Source organism: Nonomuraea sp. CA-143628 (assembly GCF_050942315.1).
In the GTDB taxonomy this organism is placed as follows: domain Bacteria; phylum Actinomycetota; class Actinomycetes; order Streptosporangiales; family Streptosporangiaceae; genus Nonomuraea.
This window is the reverse complement of record NZ_CP192072.1, coordinates 7,454,165-7,474,657: the sequence shown is the minus strand read 5'-3', so window position 1 is coordinate 7,474,657 and position 20,493 is coordinate 7,454,165. Positions and strand designations below refer to the sequence as shown.

Annotated in this window: 15 protein-coding genes; 11 read left to right on the top strand and 4 right to left on the bottom strand. The window is 70.8% G+C overall.

Translation table 11 applies throughout. The annotated features are described in order from the left end of the window. Nucleotides 1-141 precede the first annotated feature (141 nt). Nucleotides 142-951 (top strand): class I SAM-dependent methyltransferase, encoded by an 810-nt coding sequence (locus ACQP2T_RS34240; protein WP_433509017.1) that lies wholly within the window; start codon nt 142-144, stop codon nt 949-951. A gap of 585 nt (nt 952-1,536) precedes the next feature. On the opposite strand, the gene ACQP2T_RS34235 is transcribed toward ACQP2T_RS34240, so the two are convergent. From ACQP2T_RS34235 to tuf, 4 genes are all read right to left on the bottom strand, one after another. Next, nucleotides 1,537-3,141, bottom strand: coding sequence for a hypothetical protein (locus ACQP2T_RS34235; RefSeq protein ID WP_433509016.1), 1,605 nt, complete (start codon nt 3,139-3,141; stop codon nt 1,537-1,539). A 94-nt stretch (nt 3,142-3,235) separates the two neighbouring features. Beyond that, complete coding sequence (locus tag ACQP2T_RS34230) at nt 3,236-3,547, bottom strand: hypothetical protein (RefSeq protein WP_433509015.1); 312 nt, start codon at nt 3,545-3,547, stop codon at nt 3,236-3,238. Then, entirely contained in the window at nt 3,544-3,828 is a 285-nt protein-coding gene (locus tag ACQP2T_RS34225) for a hypothetical protein (RefSeq protein ID WP_433509014.1), read from the bottom strand. The genes ACQP2T_RS34230 and ACQP2T_RS34225 overlap by 4 nt, the downstream gene beginning before the upstream one ends. A gap of 498 nt (nt 3,829-4,326) precedes the next feature. Then, nucleotides 4,327-5,505 (bottom strand): elongation factor Tu, encoded by a 1,179-nt coding sequence (gene tuf / locus ACQP2T_RS34220; RefSeq protein WP_433509013.1) that lies wholly within the window; start codon nt 5,503-5,505, stop codon nt 4,327-4,329. 293 nt (nt 5,506-5,798) lie between these two features. Here tuf and ACQP2T_RS34215 point away from each other — a divergent pair, with 293 nt between their 5' ends. The 10 genes from ACQP2T_RS34215 to ACQP2T_RS34170 all read left to right on the top strand — a co-directional run bounded on the left by ACQP2T_RS34215 (nt 5,799) and on the right by ACQP2T_RS34170 (nt 20,453). Then, nucleotides 5,799-7,082 (top strand): PP2C family protein-serine/threonine phosphatase, encoded by a 1,284-nt coding sequence (locus ACQP2T_RS34215; protein ID WP_433509012.1) that lies wholly within the window; start codon nt 5,799-5,801, stop codon nt 7,080-7,082. 164 nt (nt 7,083-7,246) lie between these two features. Next, nucleotides 7,247-8,776 (top strand): serine/threonine-protein kinase, encoded by a 1,530-nt coding sequence (locus ACQP2T_RS34210; protein ID WP_433509011.1) that lies wholly within the window; start codon nt 7,247-7,249, stop codon nt 8,774-8,776. Further along, on the top strand, nt 8,776-10,272 hold the full coding sequence (locus tag ACQP2T_RS34205; RefSeq protein WP_433509010.1) for a protein kinase domain-containing protein: 1,497 nt from the start codon (nt 8,776-8,778) through the stop codon (nt 10,270-10,272). The genes ACQP2T_RS34210 and ACQP2T_RS34205 overlap by 1 nt, the downstream gene beginning before the upstream one ends. Before the next feature lie 120 nt (nt 10,273-10,392). Next, nucleotides 10,393-12,264, top strand: coding sequence for a S9 family peptidase (locus ACQP2T_RS34200; RefSeq protein WP_433509009.1), 1,872 nt, complete (start codon nt 10,393-10,395; stop codon nt 12,262-12,264). After that, a complete protein-coding gene (locus ACQP2T_RS34195) occupies nt 12,228-13,541 on the top strand; it encodes a serine hydrolase domain-containing protein (RefSeq protein ID WP_433509008.1) in 1,314 nt (437 codons plus the stop codon). Before ACQP2T_RS34200 ends, ACQP2T_RS34195 begins: the two co-directional genes overlap by 37 nt. Nucleotides 13,542-13,543: 2 nt before the next feature. Continuing rightward, the gene (locus ACQP2T_RS34190) at nt 13,544-15,214 is read left to right on the top strand and encodes a PucR family transcriptional regulator (RefSeq protein ID WP_433509007.1); all 1,671 of its coding nucleotides are present in this window, start codon (nt 13,544-13,546) and stop codon (nt 15,212-15,214) included. A gap of 99 nt (nt 15,215-15,313) precedes the next feature. After that, nucleotides 15,314-16,903 carry an ABC transporter substrate-binding protein gene (locus tag ACQP2T_RS34185; protein WP_433509006.1) on the top strand — a complete coding sequence of 530 codons (1,590 nt, stop codon included), beginning with the start codon at nt 15,314-15,316 and terminating at the stop codon, nt 16,901-16,903. Further along, nucleotides 16,904-17,896, top strand: a complete 993-nt coding sequence (locus tag ACQP2T_RS34180; RefSeq protein ID WP_433509005.1) for an ABC transporter permease — start codon at nt 16,904-16,906, stop codon at nt 17,894-17,896. It abuts the gene before it with no gap. Nucleotides 17,897-17,964: 68 nt separating this feature from the next. Beyond that, entirely contained in the window at nt 17,965-19,776 is a 1,812-nt protein-coding gene (locus tag ACQP2T_RS34175) for a dipeptide/oligopeptide/nickel ABC transporter permease/ATP-binding protein (RefSeq protein ID WP_433509004.1), read from the top strand. Continuing rightward, nucleotides 19,773-20,453 (top strand): ABC transporter ATP-binding protein, encoded by a 681-nt coding sequence (locus ACQP2T_RS34170; RefSeq protein ID WP_433509003.1) that lies wholly within the window; start codon nt 19,773-19,775, stop codon nt 20,451-20,453. Before ACQP2T_RS34175 ends, ACQP2T_RS34170 begins: the two co-directional genes overlap by 4 nt. The last annotated feature ends 40 nt before the right edge of the window (nt 20,454-20,493 follow it).

Genomic DNA, 20,493 nt, shown 5'->3' with positions numbered 1-20,493 from the left:
GGCCCGCAGCCCGACGGTCCGAGGCCGGACGGCTCGGCGCTGGCGGGCGCCGAGTCTCTGGGCAGGCGTCACGCGCCTGCCGTTCCCCATCACAACAGACCCCTCTCCGCCACAACCCCCCCTCTGCCGCAAGGAGACGTCTTGGATGCCAAGCAGTACATGGCCGGTGTGTTCGACCGCGCGTCCGGCACCTACGAACAGGTCGGCGTGCCGTTCTTCGGCCCCGTGGCCGCCGAGCTGGTACGGCAGGCCGCCCCGGAGCCGGGGGACCGGGTGCTGGACGCCGGATGCGGCACCGGCGCCTCGCTCGTACCGGCGGCCGGGGCGGTGGGGCCGACGGGCCGGGTGGTCGGGCTGGACCTCGCGCCGGGGATGGTCGCCGCCACCGCGGCCGAGATCGACCGGCACGGCCTGACGCACGCCACCGTCCTCCAGGGTGACGCGGAACGGGCCGAGGAGCTCCTGCCCGGGGAGCGGTTCGACGTCGTGCTGGCCGGGATGATGCTGTACTTCCTGCCCGACCCGCTGGCCGCCGTACGCTCCATGACCGGACTGCTCCGGCCCAGCGGACGCCTGGCCGCCAGCCTGCTGGCTCAGGCGAGCCCGGCCGAGATCGAGCTGCTCGGCCTGGTGGCGCGGGCCCTGGCCCCGTACACCACAGCCGCGGGCACCGCACCCTTCCACCGCACCCTGAGCACGGCCGAGGAACTGACCGAACTGCTCAAGGAGGGCGGCCTGGACGGAGTCCGCTGCGAGGACGTCGTGTTCGAGGTGACCGTCGAGGCCGGGCAGGTATGGGACTGGCTGTGGTCGGCTGCCCGCCGCGCCTCCCTGGAGACCATCCCCGAGGCCCGCCACCCGGATGCCAGGGCAGCCTTGGAGGATGCCCTGGCGTACGAGACGTTCGTGCTACCCCGCACGGTGCGCTTCGCGACCGGGACCCGCGTCTGACAGGACACGACGGCCCCGGGCGGATCGCCGGGGCCGCGTGGTCAGTTGAACAGGTCGTTCTTCGCGCGGTTATGAACTTGTCCCAGACGGCCCGGCGGATAACCCACGGCTGGATGTCGGGCTGCTCTGTGTCGCGCAGGGCGACGCGGTCGTCGGAAGCGCCGCGTACGCGTTCGAGCCGATCCACGATGCGTTTGATCTCGTGGGGCTTGTCTACAACGCGACCGAGGAGTGCTGAGCTGCAGTACCTTGGCCTCTATGACAGCGCTGGATGATCTTGTGCGGCGCGTGCCACCACCTGCGGTAGCGGTGGACGGGCACGGGGATTGGCGAGTCGCGGAGACAGCACTGGGATTGGGCCTGCCAGACGACTTCAAGGCGCTGGTGCGGCGGTACGGCCGAGGCGAGTTCTGCGATCTCCTCTTCACTTATCCGCCGTTCGGGCAGTGCACGCGCTGATCGACATGCGAATCGACGGAATGCCGGTCTGGAACTTTTGAGTGCCTACGTCTTTGAACTGGTAAAGCGGACCACCTCCCTGCGAATGGCGTCGCGCTCGGTGATGAGATCATCCATGCTGTCAGCTCAGACCCTTTCTGTTGGACAAGCCCAAGTGAGGCCGCAGGATCGTAGGGTCTCGTCCAGTCGGCGAACGTAGGTGGTATCCGCCCAGGGCTCCAGCCGGGCTCGTGCCTGGCCGATCTCATCGGTCAGGCGAGCCGAGCTGTGCTGCCTGGTGATCTCGGCGGCATCCATAAGCTTGGCCGCCGCCTCTGGAATCTCCTTGGCCATCGTCAAGGCGCTGGCGTACCGCGCAAGTACCAGCCCATGTCGCCTCTTGTACTTCGGATCAAGCCCGGTCAAAAATCGTTGGGCTGCCGTCACTACTGGCCCCACGGCAGGTCCGGCTTGATTCAGCCGGACGAGCAAGGCGCATCTCCCAAGTTCCAATGCCGACGGCGAAATCCAGTGCAGGAACACCGGCTCGTTGTCCTTTGGCGCTCCTGCCGACGCGAGCGCGCGGTCATGCGCGCGAGCACTCGCTGAAGCATCGCCTTCCGCAGCGTAGGCAACCGAAAACAGCGACTCGTGCAGTGACAGCGACAGCTTGCTCGAAGACCGAGAAGCCCAGCTCTGAACAGCGAAGGCATGGTCCAAAACCGCAGCTGTCCGGCTCTGGTCAGCGGCCACCCGACCAAGCCAGTAGTGCGCGTAGCTGACCAATGTCGGGTCTCCGAGGTCGAGTGCCCCGCGCAACGCGTCACTCAGCGACTGCTCAGCCACCGCGTATTCGCGCAGGTCATAGGCCAGGAAGCCCACCAGCTGCGACATCTGTGCATATGTACTGAGGAGCCGGTCTCGCAGGTTCGGCAGCATCGGCTCGCGGACGAGGAGCCGCCCGACTGCCTCCCGCTGTCTATCGACGACAGGCAGCAGCGTGGCCGGCCCGGATCGGTCGTCGGCCTGATGCGCCTGCATCGAGAGTTTCTCGAACGTGCTAACCGTCGCCGCGTCCACCCTCCAAGTGCTGCGCAGCACCCCGGCCAGGCGTTCTTCCTCCTCCGGGGTGAGCACGCGCAGCAGATCCAATGCCTTGCTTCCGCCCAGCGCCAAGGCGAGTTCGAAGAGCAGTTCCCGTCGCTTCACGTCGGTCTCCTCGACGCCGATGGCACGCAGCAACCGCATACACGCTGAGGCGTCCACGAGCGACTTGTCAGCGGGCGGGGCTGCTGAGCTCGATTCCATCGTGACACGGCTTCCCCGATCCGGGGACGGTGGCCGATTGGCGTCCATGTCGCGGAAATCCGCACCACAGATCAGGTCACGATCAGCGGCACTGTACGAGGTGACAACCGATGCGCAGAGCAGACTCTGCGCATCGGTCTCGTAGATCTTGGCCAGCACGGCAAGCAGCCGTGCGGGCGGCCGACGTCCTGCCCCCGGCCAGCACTCGAATTCGTACAGCCGAGACTCGCGCAGTGCTGCGGTCCCCGCCGGATCGGCGTCGTTGACCATGGCCACAACCTCGGCTGCGGTGCGGCCGTGCGCCAGTCGATACAGCCGCAACGAGCTCACTCGGTGGGTGAGCGCGAGGACGTCGACGATCTGACCCCATGTGAAGCCCTTTTCCCGGAGACGCTTACTCCAAGAGCGAGCCTGGAGCAGAACCCGGTAGCCATCGCCGGACATCGGCCGCCTTCCTGTTGGAATTGCTCACCGATAGTAAATCGATGGTCACATTCCGCACAAGCAAGAGGTGTTGCTCAGGTCGCGGTGGCCGCTCTTAGGGGCGGTCGTAGATGGAGTGGTCGCCGATGCGCCGCCATTGCAGGATCGTCTCGCCGTCGTCCTCCGTGGCGAAGCGGAAGGTGGCGCGTCCGTCCGGTGAGGTGAAGTTCCATGTCAAGGAGTAGACGTCGGTATCAGTGAGTTTGTGGATGCGCAGTCGTACGGGCCAGGGCGCGTGGCCGGTGTGGGCGCCCTGGGCGAGCGCGGGAAGAAAGTGCTTGCAGACCGTCTCTTTGAACAGCGTGTAGTGCTCTGGGGGTAGTCGTGAGAGATCCCGTAGAAACGAGTCAGACCGCTCGTACTTCAAGGGGATGGCTCCCCGCGAATAGCGTCGCTCTCGGAGAAGAGCTCATCCATGCTCTCGAAACGTCGGCTGCGGCCATCTCGAAAGTCCGCCTCGGCCTCGGCTTCGGCCGCCTGCCAGCCGGGCACCCAGTACCAGGCGTCGTCGGCGGGAACAATGGCGGCCACTCGGCGGCCGTGATCGGTCAGGTATGCGATCGCGCCACGCTCGGAGGCGGCACTGATGACCTCGGGCAGGTGGCCGTCGGCTTCGTTCAGTGGGACCTCGAAGGCGCCGTCGCTCATGTCTTGAGTGTAGGTCAGGGCATATGCGGGGGTCACGCTGCGTAGTGTAGTCACTCGACTGCCGACTGTATGCGCTTTGCTGGACGTCCGCCCCTCCTTCTCTCCGTGAGCGTTACCGGTCGTCAAGATGCGGTCATCCCTTGTGCGGGCGAATGGGGATCGATCAAATCCGCCGTGGGACAACGATCACGGAAACCGGCAGGTTCGCGCAGGTCAGAGTGGGTGTTGTCCCCCGCTTGGGCGTACGCTGCCGGCCCAATTCGGAGTGTGGCCGGGGGCTGGCCCTTGTCTCCACGATCGCCGACCAAGTCGGCTACGAAGGCAACGACGAGGTAGGCCACAAGGTGTGGGCGAAGATCCACATGTACGGTGGCTCATAGATCAGCCGCCAAAAGTTTGGTGACAGAAAGCGACACGCGGGATCGAGCAGGCCCGCCCATAGGGCGGGCACGGTAACCGTGCCCGCCCCGACTGCGTGGACCGTGCTCGCGACGGACGTCAAGCAGGCATGTCGTCCAGCACCTCCAGCACCGTGCCCGCGCCGACCGTCAGGCCGCCCTCGCGGATCGCGAAGCCGAGCCCCGGCTCCAGAGCGACGGCCTTGCCCAGCTCGACCTGTACCTCGACCGTGTCGCCCGGCTGGGCGGAGTCGTCCAGGAGGAGCCGGCCGGGTACGTCGGTGGTGCGCAGGTAGAACTGCGGCCGGTAGCCGGACGCGATCGGCCGGCGCCGCCCGCCATCCTCCGGCGTGAGGAGGTAGATCCGGGCGGTGAACGACCGGCGGGCGCGCTGGCTGCCGGGCGCGGCCAGGACCATGCCCCGCCGCACCTGGTCGCGGCGGACACCGCGCAGCAGCACGGCGGCGTTGTCACCCGCCTCACCCCGCTCCATCGTCTTCCCGAACGTCTCCACCCCGGTCACTACGGCGGTGAAGCCGGACTCGAACCCGACGACGTCCACCGAGTCGCCCACCCGGACCGCGCCACGCTCGATGGCGCCCGTGACGACCGTGCCCCGGCCGGTGACCGTGAGCACGTTCTCCACCGGCATCAGGAACGGCGCGTCCACGTACCGGACCGGCACCGGGATGTGGTCGTCGACCGCCTGGAGCAGCGCGCCGATGGACGCCGTCCACTCGGGGTCGCCCTCCAGCGCCCGCAGCCCGGAGACCCGGACCATCGGGACGTCCCGGTAGCCGTGCTCGGCGAGCAGGTCGTGCAGCTCGAGTTCGACCAGGTCGGTCAGCTCCGGGTCGGCGCCGTCGGCCTTGTTGACCGCGACGACCAGGTGCTCGACGCCGACCCGCCGGGCGAGCAGCACGTGCTCCCTGGTCTGCGGCATGATGCCGTCCTGCGCGGACACGACGAGGATCGCGCCGTCGAGCTGCGCCGCCCCCGTGATCATGTTCTTCACGTAGTCGGCGTGGCCCGGCATGTCCACGTGGGCGTAGTGCCTGGTGTCGGTCTCGTACTCGACGTGCGAGATGTTGATCGTGATGCCGCGCACGGCCTCCTCGGGCGTGCGGTCGATCCGCTCGAACGGCGTGTACGTCGCCTGGCCCCGCTGCGCGAGCACCTTGGTGATCGCGGCGGTCAGCGTGGTCTTGCCGTGGTCGACGTGGCCCATGGTGCCGATGTTGAGATGCGGCTTGTTACGGATATAGGCCTGCTTGGCCATGATTCTTTCCTCTTGTGTCCTGGATGTGCTGTGACCCGCACGGGCCGACTACCTCCCCCCGCCGGGTCACCTAGGACTTACGGGAAGAGGTCAGCGCTCCAGGCCGTCGCAGGCACGCTCGAACGCGCCCGCGTTGGCGGGCGTCGCGAGGTGATCGTGCCTGAACATGAGGACCATAGTGAGGCGCTCAGCGCCGTCACGCAACGCAATATTCCCGGGAGGCGGCAGGGAGGTGTGCCGAAAGGCGGCCTCACCTGTGGTGACCAGGTAAAACACCTCATAGAGTGGGTGACGTGAGCAGGCTCACCAGCTCTCGCCGGCCGGGCACGCGAAGGCCGACCACGCCGCGGGTCGACTACGCGGCGCTGTTCGCCGTGACGCCGGCCCCATGCCTGGTGCTGGACCCGGATCTGATGATCGTCGATGTGAACTGGGCTTACCTGCGCGCGACCGGCCGCACCGCCGAGGACCTGATCGGGCAGCACATCTTCGCCGCTTTCCCTGACAACCCCGAGGATCCCCACGCCAACGGCGTGAAGAACCTGAGCGCCTCACTGAACCGGGTGCTGGCCTACCGGGTGCCTGACACGATGGCGCTGCAGAAGTACGACATCCCGCTCGCCGGGTGTCCTGGAGCGTTCGAGGAGCGCTGGTGGTCCCCGATCAACACCCCTGTCCTGGCACCGGACGGGACGCTGGCGTGGATCATCCACCGGGTCGAGGACGTGACGGAGTTCGTCCGCTCCTTCGGCCCGCGGCGGCCCACCACCCGCCGCTCACCGGGGCGTGCGGAGATGGAGGCCGAGCTGTACGGCAGGGCACAGGAACTACAGCGGCTGAACGAGGAACTCCGCCTGGCCCACACCCGTGAACACCAGGTCGCCCTCGCCTTGCAGGAGGCCATGCTGCGCTGCCCCGACCTGGACCTGCACCCCGAGATCGAGGTGCGCTACCTGCCCGCGGTGGAGACGCTGAACGTCTGCGGCGATTGGTACGACGTCGTCGACCTGCCGGACGGCTGCTTCGCCGTCGCGGTCGGTGACGTCGTGGGGCACGGCCTGGAAGCGGCCACGTCCATGGGGATGCTGCGCAGCGCGCTCAGCGCCGCGATCCGCGCCCTGAGAGAGCCGGCCCCGGCACTGGAAGTGCTCGGCTTGTACGCCCGTTCGCTCGAAGGGGCGCTGGCCACCACCGCGGTCAAGGCCGTGATCGACACCAAGAGGCGTCGCATCGCCTACAGCAGCGCCGGCCACCCGCCACCCGTCCTGTGCCATCGGGGCAACGCCTGCACGCTGCTGGACCAGGCCACCGACCCGCCGCTGGGCGCTCGCCCCGAACATGTCACCCGCCCGCAGGCCGAGCTTTCCTACACACCCGGTGACACCCTCGTCCTGTACACCGACGGTCTCATCGAACGCCGCGACCGGGACATCGACGTCGGCTTGGCCCGGCTGGCCGACGTACTCGCCCGATGCGGCGGGCTCGACCCCGGACTCCTCGCCGACGCCCTCCTGGCGGGCATGGACGTCAGCAGCGGCGCTCGTGACGACATCGCCCTGCTTGTCGTCCGCCTGTAAAGCCGGTAAATGGGGATGCCCCCAGATCGGCGGCGACCCTGGCTTGCCGCGCATGGAGAAGCGCGCGCTTCCATTCCAGAAGCTCTGGTTTACCCGACTGGCTCACTAGATCTGACATTTCCCGCTATGGTGCCGAAGATCCCTACCCTTGTCACAGGAGCTCCATGGCGCACGTCGAACCCCTCCGGGAGGGCGACCCCACTGCCGTGGGTCCCTACCAGCTGTTCGGGCGTCTGGGCGCGGGCGGTCAAGGGGTGGTCTATCTGGGCCAGGGGCCCGACGGCCGGCCGGTCGCGGTCAAAGTGCTGCGCGATGGACTCGCCAATGAGCGCTTGGCCAAGGAGATCGACGCGGCGCGCCGGGTGGAGCCGTTCTGCATCGCTCAGGTCCTCGATGCCTCGCTGGGTGCCCGGCCGTACATCGTGACCGAGTACGTCGAAGGGCCTTCGCTCCAGCAGGCGGGCCGCCACGTCGGCGCCGACCTGCAGCGGCTCGCGGTGGCGACCGCGACCGCGCTGGCGGCCATTCATCAGGCGGGCATCGTTCATCGCGACTTCAAGCCCGCCAACGTGCTGCTCGGACAGGGTGGCCCGCGGGTGATCGACTTCGGGATCGCCCGGTCCGTCGAATCGGGGATGACGGCTACCAGCAGCATCGTGGGGACGCCCGCGTACATGGCGCCCGAGCAGCTCGCCGGCGAGGGGATCGGGCCGGCGGTCGACGTGTTCGCGTGGGCGTCGGTGATGGTGTTCGCCGCGACCGGGGTGCCGCCGTTCGGTGAGGATTCGCTGCCCGCGGTGATCAACCGGATCCTGCACAACGAGCCGCAGGTCGGCGATCTTCCGCAACCGTTGCGCGCGATCGTGCTGGGGTGCCTGGCCAAGGATCCGCCGCACCGGCCGGCCATGCGAGACGTATTACTGCAGCTTCTGGGCGGACCCGCCCCCGGCCGTCTGGACGGTGCCGGCGGCCTCGGACACGCCCCCGGGCATCCGGACGGTGCCGGTGGCCGCGGTCCGGCCACGGTTCCCGGGCGGCGGCGCGGGGCCAGGACAGCGCTCGTCGCGGGCGTCTCCGGTGCGGGGGCGCTGGTCGTCGCGAGCGCCGTCGCCTGGGGCGCCACGAGCGTCTGGGATCTCCGGGAAACGCGGCCGAGCACGCTGTCACTGGCGTTCACCACTACCGCGACGCCTACCCCGACGAAGACGAAAACGCCTCAGCACCCGAAGACCAAGAACCCGACGAAGCCGACCGTCAAACAGACTCCGAAGCCGACGCGGACCGTGAAACCGACACAGACCTCGAAGCCAACCCAGACCGTGAAACCGACAAAGACCGCCCCCAAACCCACGACCTCGTCGTCGAAATCGTCATCGGGCAGCGGTTCCTTCCGGATCGTGTGGGTGCGAGTCATCGGTCCCAGGCACGCCGACACCCCGGACTGCGTGTACAACCATGGCAACATCTCCGGCCTGGTCGAGGGGACCAAGCTGTCCACCGACTTCCGCTACGAATGGATCCTGAACGGGCGGGTGGTGTCGCGCTCTGAGAGCGTCATCGCCGAATCCCACACCCAGACGGTCTTCGGCCCGCTCGTGCAGACGGAAGGCACCCACCGGGTCACCCTCCGCCTCACCTCCCCCCAAGCGGTGTCGAAGGCCTTCTCGTTCACCATCTGCCCGAGCGACGACTGATGACCCCGCTCCTGCCAGAAGATCCCCAGGTCGTGGGGCCTTATCGGCTGTCCGGGCGTCTGGGCGCGGGCGGTCAGGGGGTGGTCTACCTCGGCCAGGGTCCCGACGGGCGGCCGGTCGCGGTCAAACTGCTGGCCGACGGCGTGGCCGCTGATCATCGCTTCGCCAAGGAGATCGACGCGGCGCGCCGGGTGGAGCCGTTCTGCATCGCTCAGGTGCTCGACGCCTCGCTGGGCGGCCGGCCGTACATCGTGACCGAGTACGTCGAAGGGCCTTCGCTGCACGAGGCGGGCCGCCACGTCGGCGCCGACCTGCAGCGGCTCGCGGTGGCGACCGCGACCGCGCTGGCGGCGATCCACCGGGCGGGGGTGGTGCATCGCGATTTCAAACCCGCCAACGTGCTGCTCGGCAGGGACGGGCCGCGGGTCATCGACTTCGGCATCGCCCGCGCGTCCGGGCATTCGCTGACGGTGACGAGCAGCATCGTCGGAACCCCTGCCTACATGGCGCCCGAGCAACTCGCGGGCGCCCCGCTCGGCCCCGCCGTGGACGTCTTCGCGTGGGCGTCGGTGATCGTGTTCGCCGCGACAGGAAGCCCGCCGTTCGGCAACGACTCGCTGCCCGCGGTGTTCCGCCGCATCCTCAACGAGGAGCCGTATCTGGGCGACCTGCCGGGTCCGCTGCGCCCGATCGTGCTGTCCTGCCTGGCCAAGGACCCCGCCGCCCGGCCCGCCATGCAGGACGTCCTGCTCCGGCTCATCGGCGCCCCGCCCACCGGTACGCCGGGCGACCTGACGGGCCATCGAGCCGGTACGGCGGGCGACCTGACGGGCCGTCGAGGCGGTACGGCGGGTCCTCCCGTGAGCAGCCCGCGTTGGAAGGCGCTGCTGGCGGGCGCCGGGGCACTGGCGGTGTCCGGCGGCTTGGTGGCCGGGGCGATCATGTTGCTGCCCGACACGACGACCCCGACGGCCGGGCCCCTCCTGTCAGCCACGGAACAGCAGGCCACCACGACCCCCAGTCCGTCGGCCAAGAAACAGGGCACCGACAAGACACCCAGCCCGCCGGTCAAGAAGTCGCGCCCCACCCGGACCGGCGACTCGAAGCCCACCAGCTCCGTCGCGAGGCAGCCGACGCCCAAACCTACGGCCTCCCCGCGGAAAACCACGACCAAGACCGCGGCCGCAGGAACCGTACGCCTGGCGTCGTTGACCCTGGACGGTCAGCAGACCGGACCGAACTGCTACTCGCCCAGCCTCTTCCCCGTCGCCTTGCTCACGGGCCCGACAGGCAAGCAGGTCGAATACGGGTACCGCTGGGTCGTGGACGGCCAGGACGAGGGATGGAAGACGGACTGGGTGACCGGTTCGACCAAGAACCGGCGCAACCCCTTCGGCGCCTTCGACCCGGGCCGGCACACGATCGTCTTCCACTTGCTGACACCCTCGAAGGACCGCAAGAGCGTGACGTTCACGGTGTGCGAGCCGTTGTCCTAGGCGCGCTGTCTTCCTGTCGCGTTGCGCGGTCGTGTTCGTTGGTGTTTCGCACAACGGGAGCGGTGGCCTTCGTCGGATGTGCCGAAGATGCCGCGACCCGGCCGGGCCTACCGTACGGTCATGCCACGCCTCGTCCTCGACGACCTCTACCGCATCGCGGTCCCATCCGACCCGAGGCTGCGCCCCGATGGCGGCGCCGTCGCCTACACGCTCACCACCGCCGACCGCGACTCCGACCAGAACCAGGCCGAGATCTGGCTCGCCGCCCCCGGATCCGAGCCGCGCCGGCTCGCCTCCGGGAGCGCGGCGCGCTGGTCGCCCGACGGTCGGCTGCTCGCCTTCCTGCGGCCTGTCGACGGGCACGCGCAGATTCACCTGCTGCCGATGGACGGCGGCGAGCCGCGCCCGCTCACCTCGGCGTCGCTCGGCGCCGGTGCGCCCGTGTGGTCGCCGGACGGCAGCCGGATCGCCTACAGCGCGCCGTACGGAGACCTCGACCCCCACGCGCCGGTCGTGGCCGACACCCTGGAGTACAAGGCCGACGGCACCGGGTTGCTACGCGGCCTGACCACGCAGTTGTTCGTGGTGGACGTGGCGACGGGGGACGCCGTCCAGGTGACCGAGGGCGGGTTCCACGCGGGCGAGCCGTCGTGGTCGCCGGACGGGCTGCGGCTGGCGTTCGCGGCGAGCATGGCGGCCGACCGTGACCTGGTGGTGGAGAGCGCGGTGTACGCGGTGGACGCCACCGGCCCGGTGCCGGGCAAACCGGAGCGGCTCACCGGGCCGGACCTCATCTGCACCGGCGCCTGGTGGCTCGCCGCCCCCGACCGTGACCGGCTCATGGTGGCCGGGCTGCGCGAAGCCATCGGTCATGCCCGCCTGTACACGCTCGGGCCTGACGCCTTGGAAGAGGTGGAGACCGGGCTCGACCGCAACGTCATGACCGGCGCCCCCGGCTACCCCGGCGCCGTCCCCGCGCTACTGGGCGACGACCTGCTGTTCTGCGCCCGCGACCAAGGCCGCACGCACCTGTACCGCCTGCCGAGCGGGCCAACCGCCGGAAAGGCTGGCAAGATCGTCGGCAACGACTTCACGGTGTCCGGCGTGTCCGTGGCCGCCGGCCGGGTCGCCTGGGTCGCCTCCTCCCCGCTCAGCGCCGGTGACGTCTACCTCGACGGCGAGCCCCTCACCCACCACGCCCTCCCGGACGTCGACCTGTTCACCCTACGCCCGCGTACCTTCACCGCCCCCGACGGCACCCCCATCGAGGGCTTCGTGCTGCGCGACGAGACGCGCACCACCCCTGGCCCGCTGCTGCTCGACGTGCACGGCGGCCCGCACAACGCGTGGTCGCCCGCCTTCGACGGCGCCCACCTCTACCACCAGCGGCTCGCCGCCGACGGCTGGACCGTCCTGCTGGTCAATCCGCGCGCCAGCGACGGGTACGGCGAGGACTTCTTCACCGCCACCATCGGCGCCTGGGGGCTGGCCGACGAGCAGGACTTCCTCGCGGCCGTGGACGACCTGGTGGCGGAGGGCGTCGCCGATCCTGACCGGCTGGCCGTCGCCGGTTACAGCTACGGTGGCTACATGGCGTGCTGGCTGTCGACCAGGACCGGCAGGTTCAAGGCGGCCATCCCCGGCGGCTGCGTCAGCGATCTCGCCAGCATGGCGGGCACATCCGACGCCGGGTCCCTCATCAAGGCGTACGAATGCCGGGGCGACCTCCAGGCCCAGTCGCCGATCGCCCAGGTGGCCCGCGTCACCACCCCCACCCTGCTCCTGCACGGCGACAGCGACGACCGCTGTCCGGTCGGCCAGGCCGAGCAGTGGTTCGCCGCGCTGCGCGAGCAGGGGGTGCCGGTCCGGTTGGTCCGCTATCCGGGCGCCTCGCACTTGTTCATTCTCAACGGGCGCCCCTCACACCGGTACGACTTCAACGAGAGGATCATCACGTGGCTGGAGCAATGGGTCACCGGCTCGCCGAGCTGATCGCCGAGCACGAGGTGCCGGGGGCCGCGCTGGCCTACCTGCACCGGGGCGAGGTACACGAGTTCGCGGCGGGCACCCTCAACAAGGACACGGGGGTCGAGGCGACACCCGACTCGCTGTTCCAGATCGGGTCCGTGACCAAGGTGTGGACCGCGACCCTGCTCATGCGGCAGATCGAGCGCGGCCGGCTGACGCTCGACACGCCGGTGGCCGAGGTGCTGCCCGAGTTCAGGGTGGCCGATCCGGAGGTCTCCAAGACCGTCACGATCAGGCACCTGCTCTCCCACACCAGCGGCATCGACGGCGACCTCTTCCTCGACACCGGGCGCGGCGACGACTGCGTGGAGAAGTACGTCGCGGCCTGCGCCGACCTGGCCCAGATCCACCCGCTCGGCGCCACCCAGTCCTACTGCAACTCCGGCTTCACCGTCGCCGGCCGCATCCTGGAGAAGCTCGAAGGCAAGCGCTGGGACGACGTGCTGCGCGAGCAGATCGTCGAACCGCTCGGCCTCACCCACACCTGGACGCTGCCGGAGGACGTGCTGCGCTTCCGCGCCGCCATGGGCCATGTCGACGGCGGCGCGACCGCCCCCGTGTGGGGCCTCATGCGCTCGGCCGGGCCCGCCGGGCTCATCTGCGCCCGGCCCGCCGACGTGGTCGCGTTCGCCCGCGCCCACCTCGAAGGCGGCCTCCTGGACGACCCGCGCGCCATGTGGGAGCCACAGGTCGACATCCCCAACCCGTACGCGCTGGGCAGGCAGTGGGGCATCGGCTGGATCCTCGACGAATGGGACGGTCACCAGGTCATCTCCCATGGTGGCAACACCATCGGCCAGCACGCCATGCTGTGGGCCGTACCGGACACCGGCACGATCGTGTGCGTCACCGCCAATGGCGGGCACAGCGGCGCGTTCACGCACGCCGTGGCCACCGAGCTGTTCGCCGAGCTGGACGGCCTGAGCGTGCCGCGCAGGCTCGGGCCGCCGGAGACGCCCGTCCAGGTCGACGTCGACGGCTACGTGGGTGTCTACGAGCGGGCCGGGTCCCGCTCCACGCTGACCGTCCGTGACGGCGAGCTGTGGATCCTCAGCGAGGCCACCGGCGCCCTGGCCGCGCTCCAGCCGCCGATGGAGATGAAGCTCGTCCCCGTGGACGAGGTCACCTTCGTCTGCCGCCGGGAGGGGGATCCGGACTGGCTGTCCGCCGTGTTCTACCGGCTCGAGGACGGCTCGCCGTACATCCACCTGGGAGCGCGCGCCACTCCGAAGATCAGCTGAACATGCCGGACCACGGTGAGCGGGCGAACGGCCGCCCGCTCACCCGCTCCGGACCGAACAACGGCTTCGGGCCGGACTACGGTGAGTGGATGAACGACCGCCCGCGCGCCAGCCTAGGACGGATCCTGAACGACCTCGGCAGCACCGTGATCGACGTGGCCGCCTCGCCGGGCGACCTCGACGCCGAGGTGACCGGAGTGCACATCTTCGACCCGCTCGACGAGCTGATCGTCCCGCCGGGCGGCATCCTGCTGGCCGTCGGCGTGCAGGGCACGGCGGAGATCTGCTCGCTGCTCACGCGGGCCCTGGCGGCGGCCGGCGTGGTGGTCAAGCTGCCCGTGGACGCCGACGAGCAGGTGCGCGCGACCGTGCTGGAGACCGGTGTGGCCGTGCTCGGCCTCACCAGGGCCGCCTCCTGGGCCCAGGTCGCCGCCCTGCTGCGCTCCCTGCTGGCGGAGGGTGACCTGGGCGGGCCGGGGGAGGAGCCGCAGGGCGACCTGTTCTCGCTGGCCAACGCGGTCTGCGCGCTGCTCGACGCGCCCGTCACGATCGAGGACAGGTCCGCGCGGGTGCTGGCCTACTCCGAACGGCAGGACGAGGCCGACCAGGGCCGGATCGACACCGTGCTCGGCCGTCAGGTGCCCGAGCGCTACCAGCGGATGCTCGACGAGAACGGCTTCTTCAAGCTGCTCTACCAGAGCCACGAGCCCGTCTACCTCGAACTCGACGGCGACAGCATCAACCGGGCGGCCGTCGCCGTGCGGACGGGTGACGAGATCCTCGGCTCCATCTGGGCCGCCGTCCGCGAGCCGCTCACCCCTCAGCGGCAGCGCGCGCTCGCCGACGCGGCCAAGATCGTCGCCCTGCAACTGCTGCGGGAGCGGGCCGGCGCCGACAGCCAGCGGCGCCTCCGTACCGACCTGCTGTCCACCGTGCTCGCGGGCGGCGCCGACGCGCCCGAGGCCGCCGCGCGGCTCGGCATCGCCACCGCCCGGCTGTGCGTGCTCGCCGCCCAGCTCGCGCATCCCGCCGACGACGACCCGGCGCGCGCCGAGAGCGACCGGCAGCGCTTCGCCGACGCGCTCGCGCTGCACGTCGGCGCCATCCACCCCAAGGCGGCCGCCGCGCTCGTCGGCTCGGTGGCCTACGCCGTGCTGCCGCTGCAGGCGGGCGGTGAGGAGGAGGCGCGGGCCGTACGCGTGGCGGAGAGCTTCCTGGCCAGGGTCGGGCCGCGGCACTCGGCCAGCATCGGCGTCGGCCGCCTGGCCGCCAGCCTCGCCCACGTCGCCAGGTCCCGCGCGGACGCCGACCGGGCGCTGCGCGTGCTGCTCGCCCGCGGCGCGACGGGCCAGGTCGCCGGCTACACCGCCGTGCACTTCGAGTCGCTGCTGCTCCAGGTCGCCGACGTGGCGGCGGCGGAGGACCAGGCGCCGACCGGCCCCTACCAGCGGCTGCTCGACCACGACGCCGAGCACGGCAGCGACCTGGTCGCCACGCTGCGGGCCTACCTCGACGCGTTCGGCGACGTCAACGCCGCCTCGGCCAGGGTCCACGTACACGCCAACACCTTCCGGTATCGGCTCAAGCGGCTCACCGAGATCAGCGGGCTGGACCTGTCCGACGCCGACGCGCGGCTCACCGTCATGCTCCAGATGCGCATCTTCGGGCGATAGCACCACTCCTGCCGCGCTTTTCGTTACAGCACACGAAGAACGATCTACGGTCAGCGACCAGGGTGGTGCCTCAGATCCCCCTCCCCTGGAGCGCCCCACATGAGAAAACCAGCCGCGCTCGTCGCCGTGGCCCTGCTCGCCGCGGCCTGCGGCGGCACCACGGGCACACAATCAGGCACCGGCTCGGGGACGGGCGCGCCGGTCACCGGCGGCACGTTCTCCTTCGCCATCAGCGCCGACCCCGGCGTGCTCGACCCCGCCATGGGCGTGCTGTCGGTCACCAACCAGGTGCTCGGGTTCGCGTACGACACACTCGTCGGCGTTGGCGACGACGGCCGGATCGTCCCGGGACTCGCCGAGAAATGGCAGGTCAAGCCCGACTCGGTGACCTTCACCCTGCGCAAGGACGCCACCTGTTCCGACGGCGCCAAGCTCACCCCCTCCGACGTGGCCGACAACGTCAACCACATCGCCGACCCCGCCACCAAGTCGCCCATCTACGGCGTTCTCGTGCCCGCCGGGATGAAGGCCAAGGCGGACGACGCGGCGGGCACCGTGACCCTGTCCACGCCCGAGCCCTTCAGCTTCATCCTGGAGAGCACCCAGCAGATGTTCATCGTGTGCGGCAAGGGCGTCAAGGACCGCTCGGTGCTCGCCCACGGCACCTCCGGCTCCGGCCCCTACCGGCTCACCGAGTCGGTCTCGGGCGACCACTACACCTTCAAGGTCCGCAGGGAGTACGTCTGGGGCCCCGGCGGGGCCACGGTCAAGGACCTGCCCGAGACGGTCACGCTGAAGGTCGTGCCCAACGAGCAGACCGCCGCCAACCTGCTCGTCGCCGGCACGCTCAACGGTGCCGTCTTCTACGGCCCCGACCGCACCCGTGTGGCGGCCACCCCGGGAGTCGTCAAGAACGTCCTGCCCTTCGGGAACGGCCAGTTCTTCTACCACCAGGGCGACGACCGGCCCGCCCACGACCCGGCCGTACGCAAGGCGCTCACCCAGGCCGTCAACCTCAAGGAACTGTCCGGGATCGCCGCCAGCGGCACCGGCCGGCCCGCCACCGGCCTCGTCCTCGACCCGCGGCCCTGCCAGGGCGACACGGTCACCGGGCACGTGCCCGCCGGCGACCCGGCCGCGGCCGCCGCCGCCCTGGACGCGGCGGGATGGCGAGCGGGCGCCGACGGCGTCCGGGTCAAGGACGGCAAGCGGCTGACGCTGCGCTTCGTCTACCCCACCACCAGGGGATCCGGGGTCCAGGCGGCGGCCGAGTACCTGGGCGCCGCCTGGAAGAAGGCCGGCGTCGAGGTGAAGCTGAACGGCATCATCGACGCCAAGCTGGCCGAGTCGCTCAACGTCACCCAGGACTGGGACGCCATCTGGCTGCCGATCTCCGTCACCCTGCCGAGCCAGCTCGTCGGTTTCCTGTCGGGACCGGCCGCGCCCAAGGGCGCCAACTTCGCCCACCTGAGCAACTCCCGCTACACCTCGCTCGTCGCGCAGGCCTCGGCAAAGCCGGCGGCCGAAGGCTGCAAGCTGTGGCTGGAGGCCGAGTCGGCGCTGTTCGAGAACGCCGACCTGGTCCCGGTCGTGGAGAACACCGTCCTGGCCGCCGGAAAGGGCGCCACGTTCCGCATCATGGCCGGGGACCTCGTGCCGACCTCGATCCGCCTCACGCAAGGAGGCTGAGTGCGCGAGCTCCACAAGACCGGGCCCGGCTCGCCGAGCCGGGTGCGGTCACGCGGGTCGCGGTGGGTGGTGCGGCAGGTCGTGCGGTTCGCCGTCTCGCTAGCCGCGCTGCTCGTCGCGTCCTTCGCGATGATCCACCTCATTCCGGGTGATCCGGTACGGGCGTCGCTCGGGCCGGCCGCGCCGATCGAGCTCGTCCGGGCGCGTACGGCGGCGCTGGGGCTCGACCGGTCGATCCCCGAGCAGTTCCTCACGTACACGGGCCACGTGTTGTCCGGAAATTTCGGGACCTCGTTCCTGTCGGGTGAGCCGGTCGCCGAGATCGTCGCCGCCCGGCTCCCCAACACGCTGGCCCTGGCCCTGCTGGCGACCGTGGTGGCGCTGCTGGTGGCGGTGCCGCTCGGCATGTGGGCGGCCGTCCGCACCGAGAACGGCCGCAACCGCGGCACCGATTACGCCTTCACCACCGTGACGGGCACCGCCGTCGCCGTGCCGGAGTTCCTGTACTCGATCGCGCTGGTGACCGTCTTCGCCATCGGACTCGGCGCGTTCCCGCCCGCGGGCAAGGCCGGCGCCGTCTCGTACGTGCTGCCGGTCCTCGCCCTGGCGATCGGCCCGATCGCGATGATCGCCCGCATCTCCCGCGCGGAGACGCTGCGCGAGCTGGGCACCGACTACGTACGGCTGGCGCGCGCCAAACGCCTGCCCGCCGCCCGCCTCTACCTCAGGCACGTGCTGCCCAACACGCTCACCGCCACCCTCACCCTGGGCGGCCTGCTGCTCTCGGCGCTGATCGCGGGCAGCGTGCTGGTCGAGTACGTCTTCGCCTGGCCGGGGCTCGGCCTGAAGATCGTCGAGTCGATCACGCAGAAGGACTATCCGGTCGCCCAGGGCGTCATCCTCGTCTACGGCGCGATCGTGCTCGTCGTGAACCTCGCCGTCGACCTGGCCCTGGCCGCGCTCGACCCCACCTCCAAGATCAGGGAGGCGTGAGTGAAGTCTCGCCCACCGCGCACGCGCGGGGAGTGCCGCGTGAAGGCCGTGCGGGCAGGGAGTGCCTCGTGAAGGCCCGTCTGCCGCGCACGCCCGCGGCGGTCGCCGGAGCCGTGCTCGTCGCGGCCATGATCGTGCTGGCCGTCGTCGGGCCGCCCGTCTGGGGCGCGAGCGCCGAGCGCATCGACGCGGCGGCCATCCTCCAGGGCGCGTCCGCCGCCCACCCGCTCGGCACCGACAGCCTGGGCCGCGACCTGCTCGCCAGGGTGCTCGTGGCCGGCCGGTTCTCCCTGGCGCTGGCGCTGGCCGCCACGCTCATCGGCGGTCTGGCCGGGATCTTGCTCGGTGCCCTCCCGTCCGTGCTGCCGGGCCGGCCCGCCCGGCTGATCACCGGATTGGTCAACGCCCTGGTCGCCTTCCCCGGGCTGTTGCTGGCCATGTTCACGGCGGTCGTCTCCGGGCTGGGCGCCCGCGGCGCGGTCCTGGGCATCGGGGTGGCCATCGCGCCCGGATTCGCCCGGCTCACCCAGACGCTGGCCGCGACCGTCGCCGGGTCCGACTACGTGTCGGCCGCCCGCATGCTCGGCGTGTCCCGCCGCCGGATCCTGACCGGGCACGTGCTGCCCAACATCGCCGAGCCGCTCATCCTGCAGCTCACCCAGGCGCTCGGCGGCGCCCTGCTCGGCCTGGCCGGGATGTCGTTCCTCGGCCTGGGCGTGCAGCCGCCGTCGTTCGACTGGGGCCGGCTGCTGTTCGACGGGTTCGCCCGCATCTACGTCACGCCCGAGGTCGCTCTCGGCCCGGCGGCGGCCATCGCGCTCGCCGGAATCGGGTTCAACCTGCTGGGCGACGCCATGGCCAAGGCCGCCGCCCGTACCGCCGCGGCGGGCAAGGCTTCGGACGCGGCCGTACCGGCCGATCCCGGCGAGCCGGACCCCGACGCGGTGCTGGAGGTCAGGGACCTGACCGTCGCGTTCCCCGGCGGCGTGACACCCGTGCGCGGGCTGTCGCTGAGCATCGCCCCCGGCGAGATCGTCGGCCTGGTGGGGGAGTCGGGCAGCGGCAAGAGCCTGACCGCCGCCGCGATCGGCGGGCTCGTCCCCTATCCGGGCACGGTCGCCTACGGGCGGCTGCTGCTCGGCGGCCGGGACGTCGCCACGCTGTCGGGCAAGGAGCTCGGCACGACGCTGGCCATGGTGTTCCAGGACCCCATGGCCTCGCTCAACCCGGCGCTGCGGGTGGGCGGGCAGCTCGCCGAGGTGGCGAGGGTGCACCAGGGCGCCGGGCGGGCCGAGGCGAACCGGCGCGCCGTGGACCGGCTCGGACACGTCCACCTGCCCGACCCAGCCGCGCGCGCCCGGCAGCACCCGCACGAGCTGTCCGGCGGCATGCGGCAGCGCGCGGTGATCGCGATGGGCCTGATGGCCACGCCGAGGCTGATCATCGCCGACGAGCCGACCACGGCGCTCGACGTGACCGTGCAACGGCAGATCCTGCGGCTGCTGCGCGAGGTCACCGAGGAGAGCGGCGCGGCCGCGCTGTTCATCACGCACGACATCGCCGTGGTGGGCGAGCTGTGCGACCGGGTCATGGTCATGTACGCGGGCCGGGTCGTGGAGGAGCTGCCCGTCCGCCGGCTGGCCGCCGAGGCCGCGCACCCGTACACGCGGGCGCTCATCGCCTCCCTGCCTGACATGGCCACCGACCGCGACAAACCCCTCGCGAGCATCCCCGGCCGCCAGCCCGCCCCCTCGGACGTGGGCCCCGGCTGCGCCTTCGCGGACCGGTGCGCCCTGGCGACCGCCCGCTGCGCCGCCGAACGTCCCCCGCTCATCCCGTACGGCGAAGCGGGCCGCGTGGCCTGCTGGGAGGTCAAATGATCATCGAAGACCTGACCGTGCGCTTCGGCGCGTTCACCGCGGTCGACCGGGTCACGCTGGAGATCCCCCCTGGCCGGATCGTCGGGCTCGTCGGCGAGTCGGGATCGGGCAAGTCGTCGCTGGCCAGGGCGGTGAGCGGCCTGGTGCCGTACACGGGCCGGATCGACGGGGCGCGCGACGTCCAGATGGTCTTCCAGGACCCGTACGCCTCCCTGGACCCGCGCATGACGGTCGGCGAGTCGGTGGGGGAGGGGGTAAGGCGTGACCGGGCGGGGCGGCGGGCCGAGGTGGATCGGCTGCTCGGGCTCGTCTCGCTGCCCGCCGACCTGGCCGGGCGCTATCCGCGCGAGCTGTCCGGCGGCCAGCGGCAGCGGGTCGCCGTCGCCCGGGCGCTCGGCGCCGGGCCCGATCTGCTGGTCGCCGACGAGATCACCAGCGCGCTCGACGTGTCCGTCCAGGGCGCGGTGCTCAACCTGGTGCGCTCGCTCCGCGACGAGCTGGGCCTGTCGATGCTGTTCATCTCGCACAACCTGGCTGTCGTCCGGTACGTCTCCGATGTCGTCGCGGTCATGCACCAGGGCCGCGTCGTCGAGTCCGGGCCCACGGAGAAGGTGGTCGGCGAGCCCGGCCACGACTACACGCGGGCCCTGCTGGAAGCGGTGCCCCGCCTCGCCTGAGCGCTCGCCTGAGTGAGCTCACCCGAGGGTTGACCGAGGG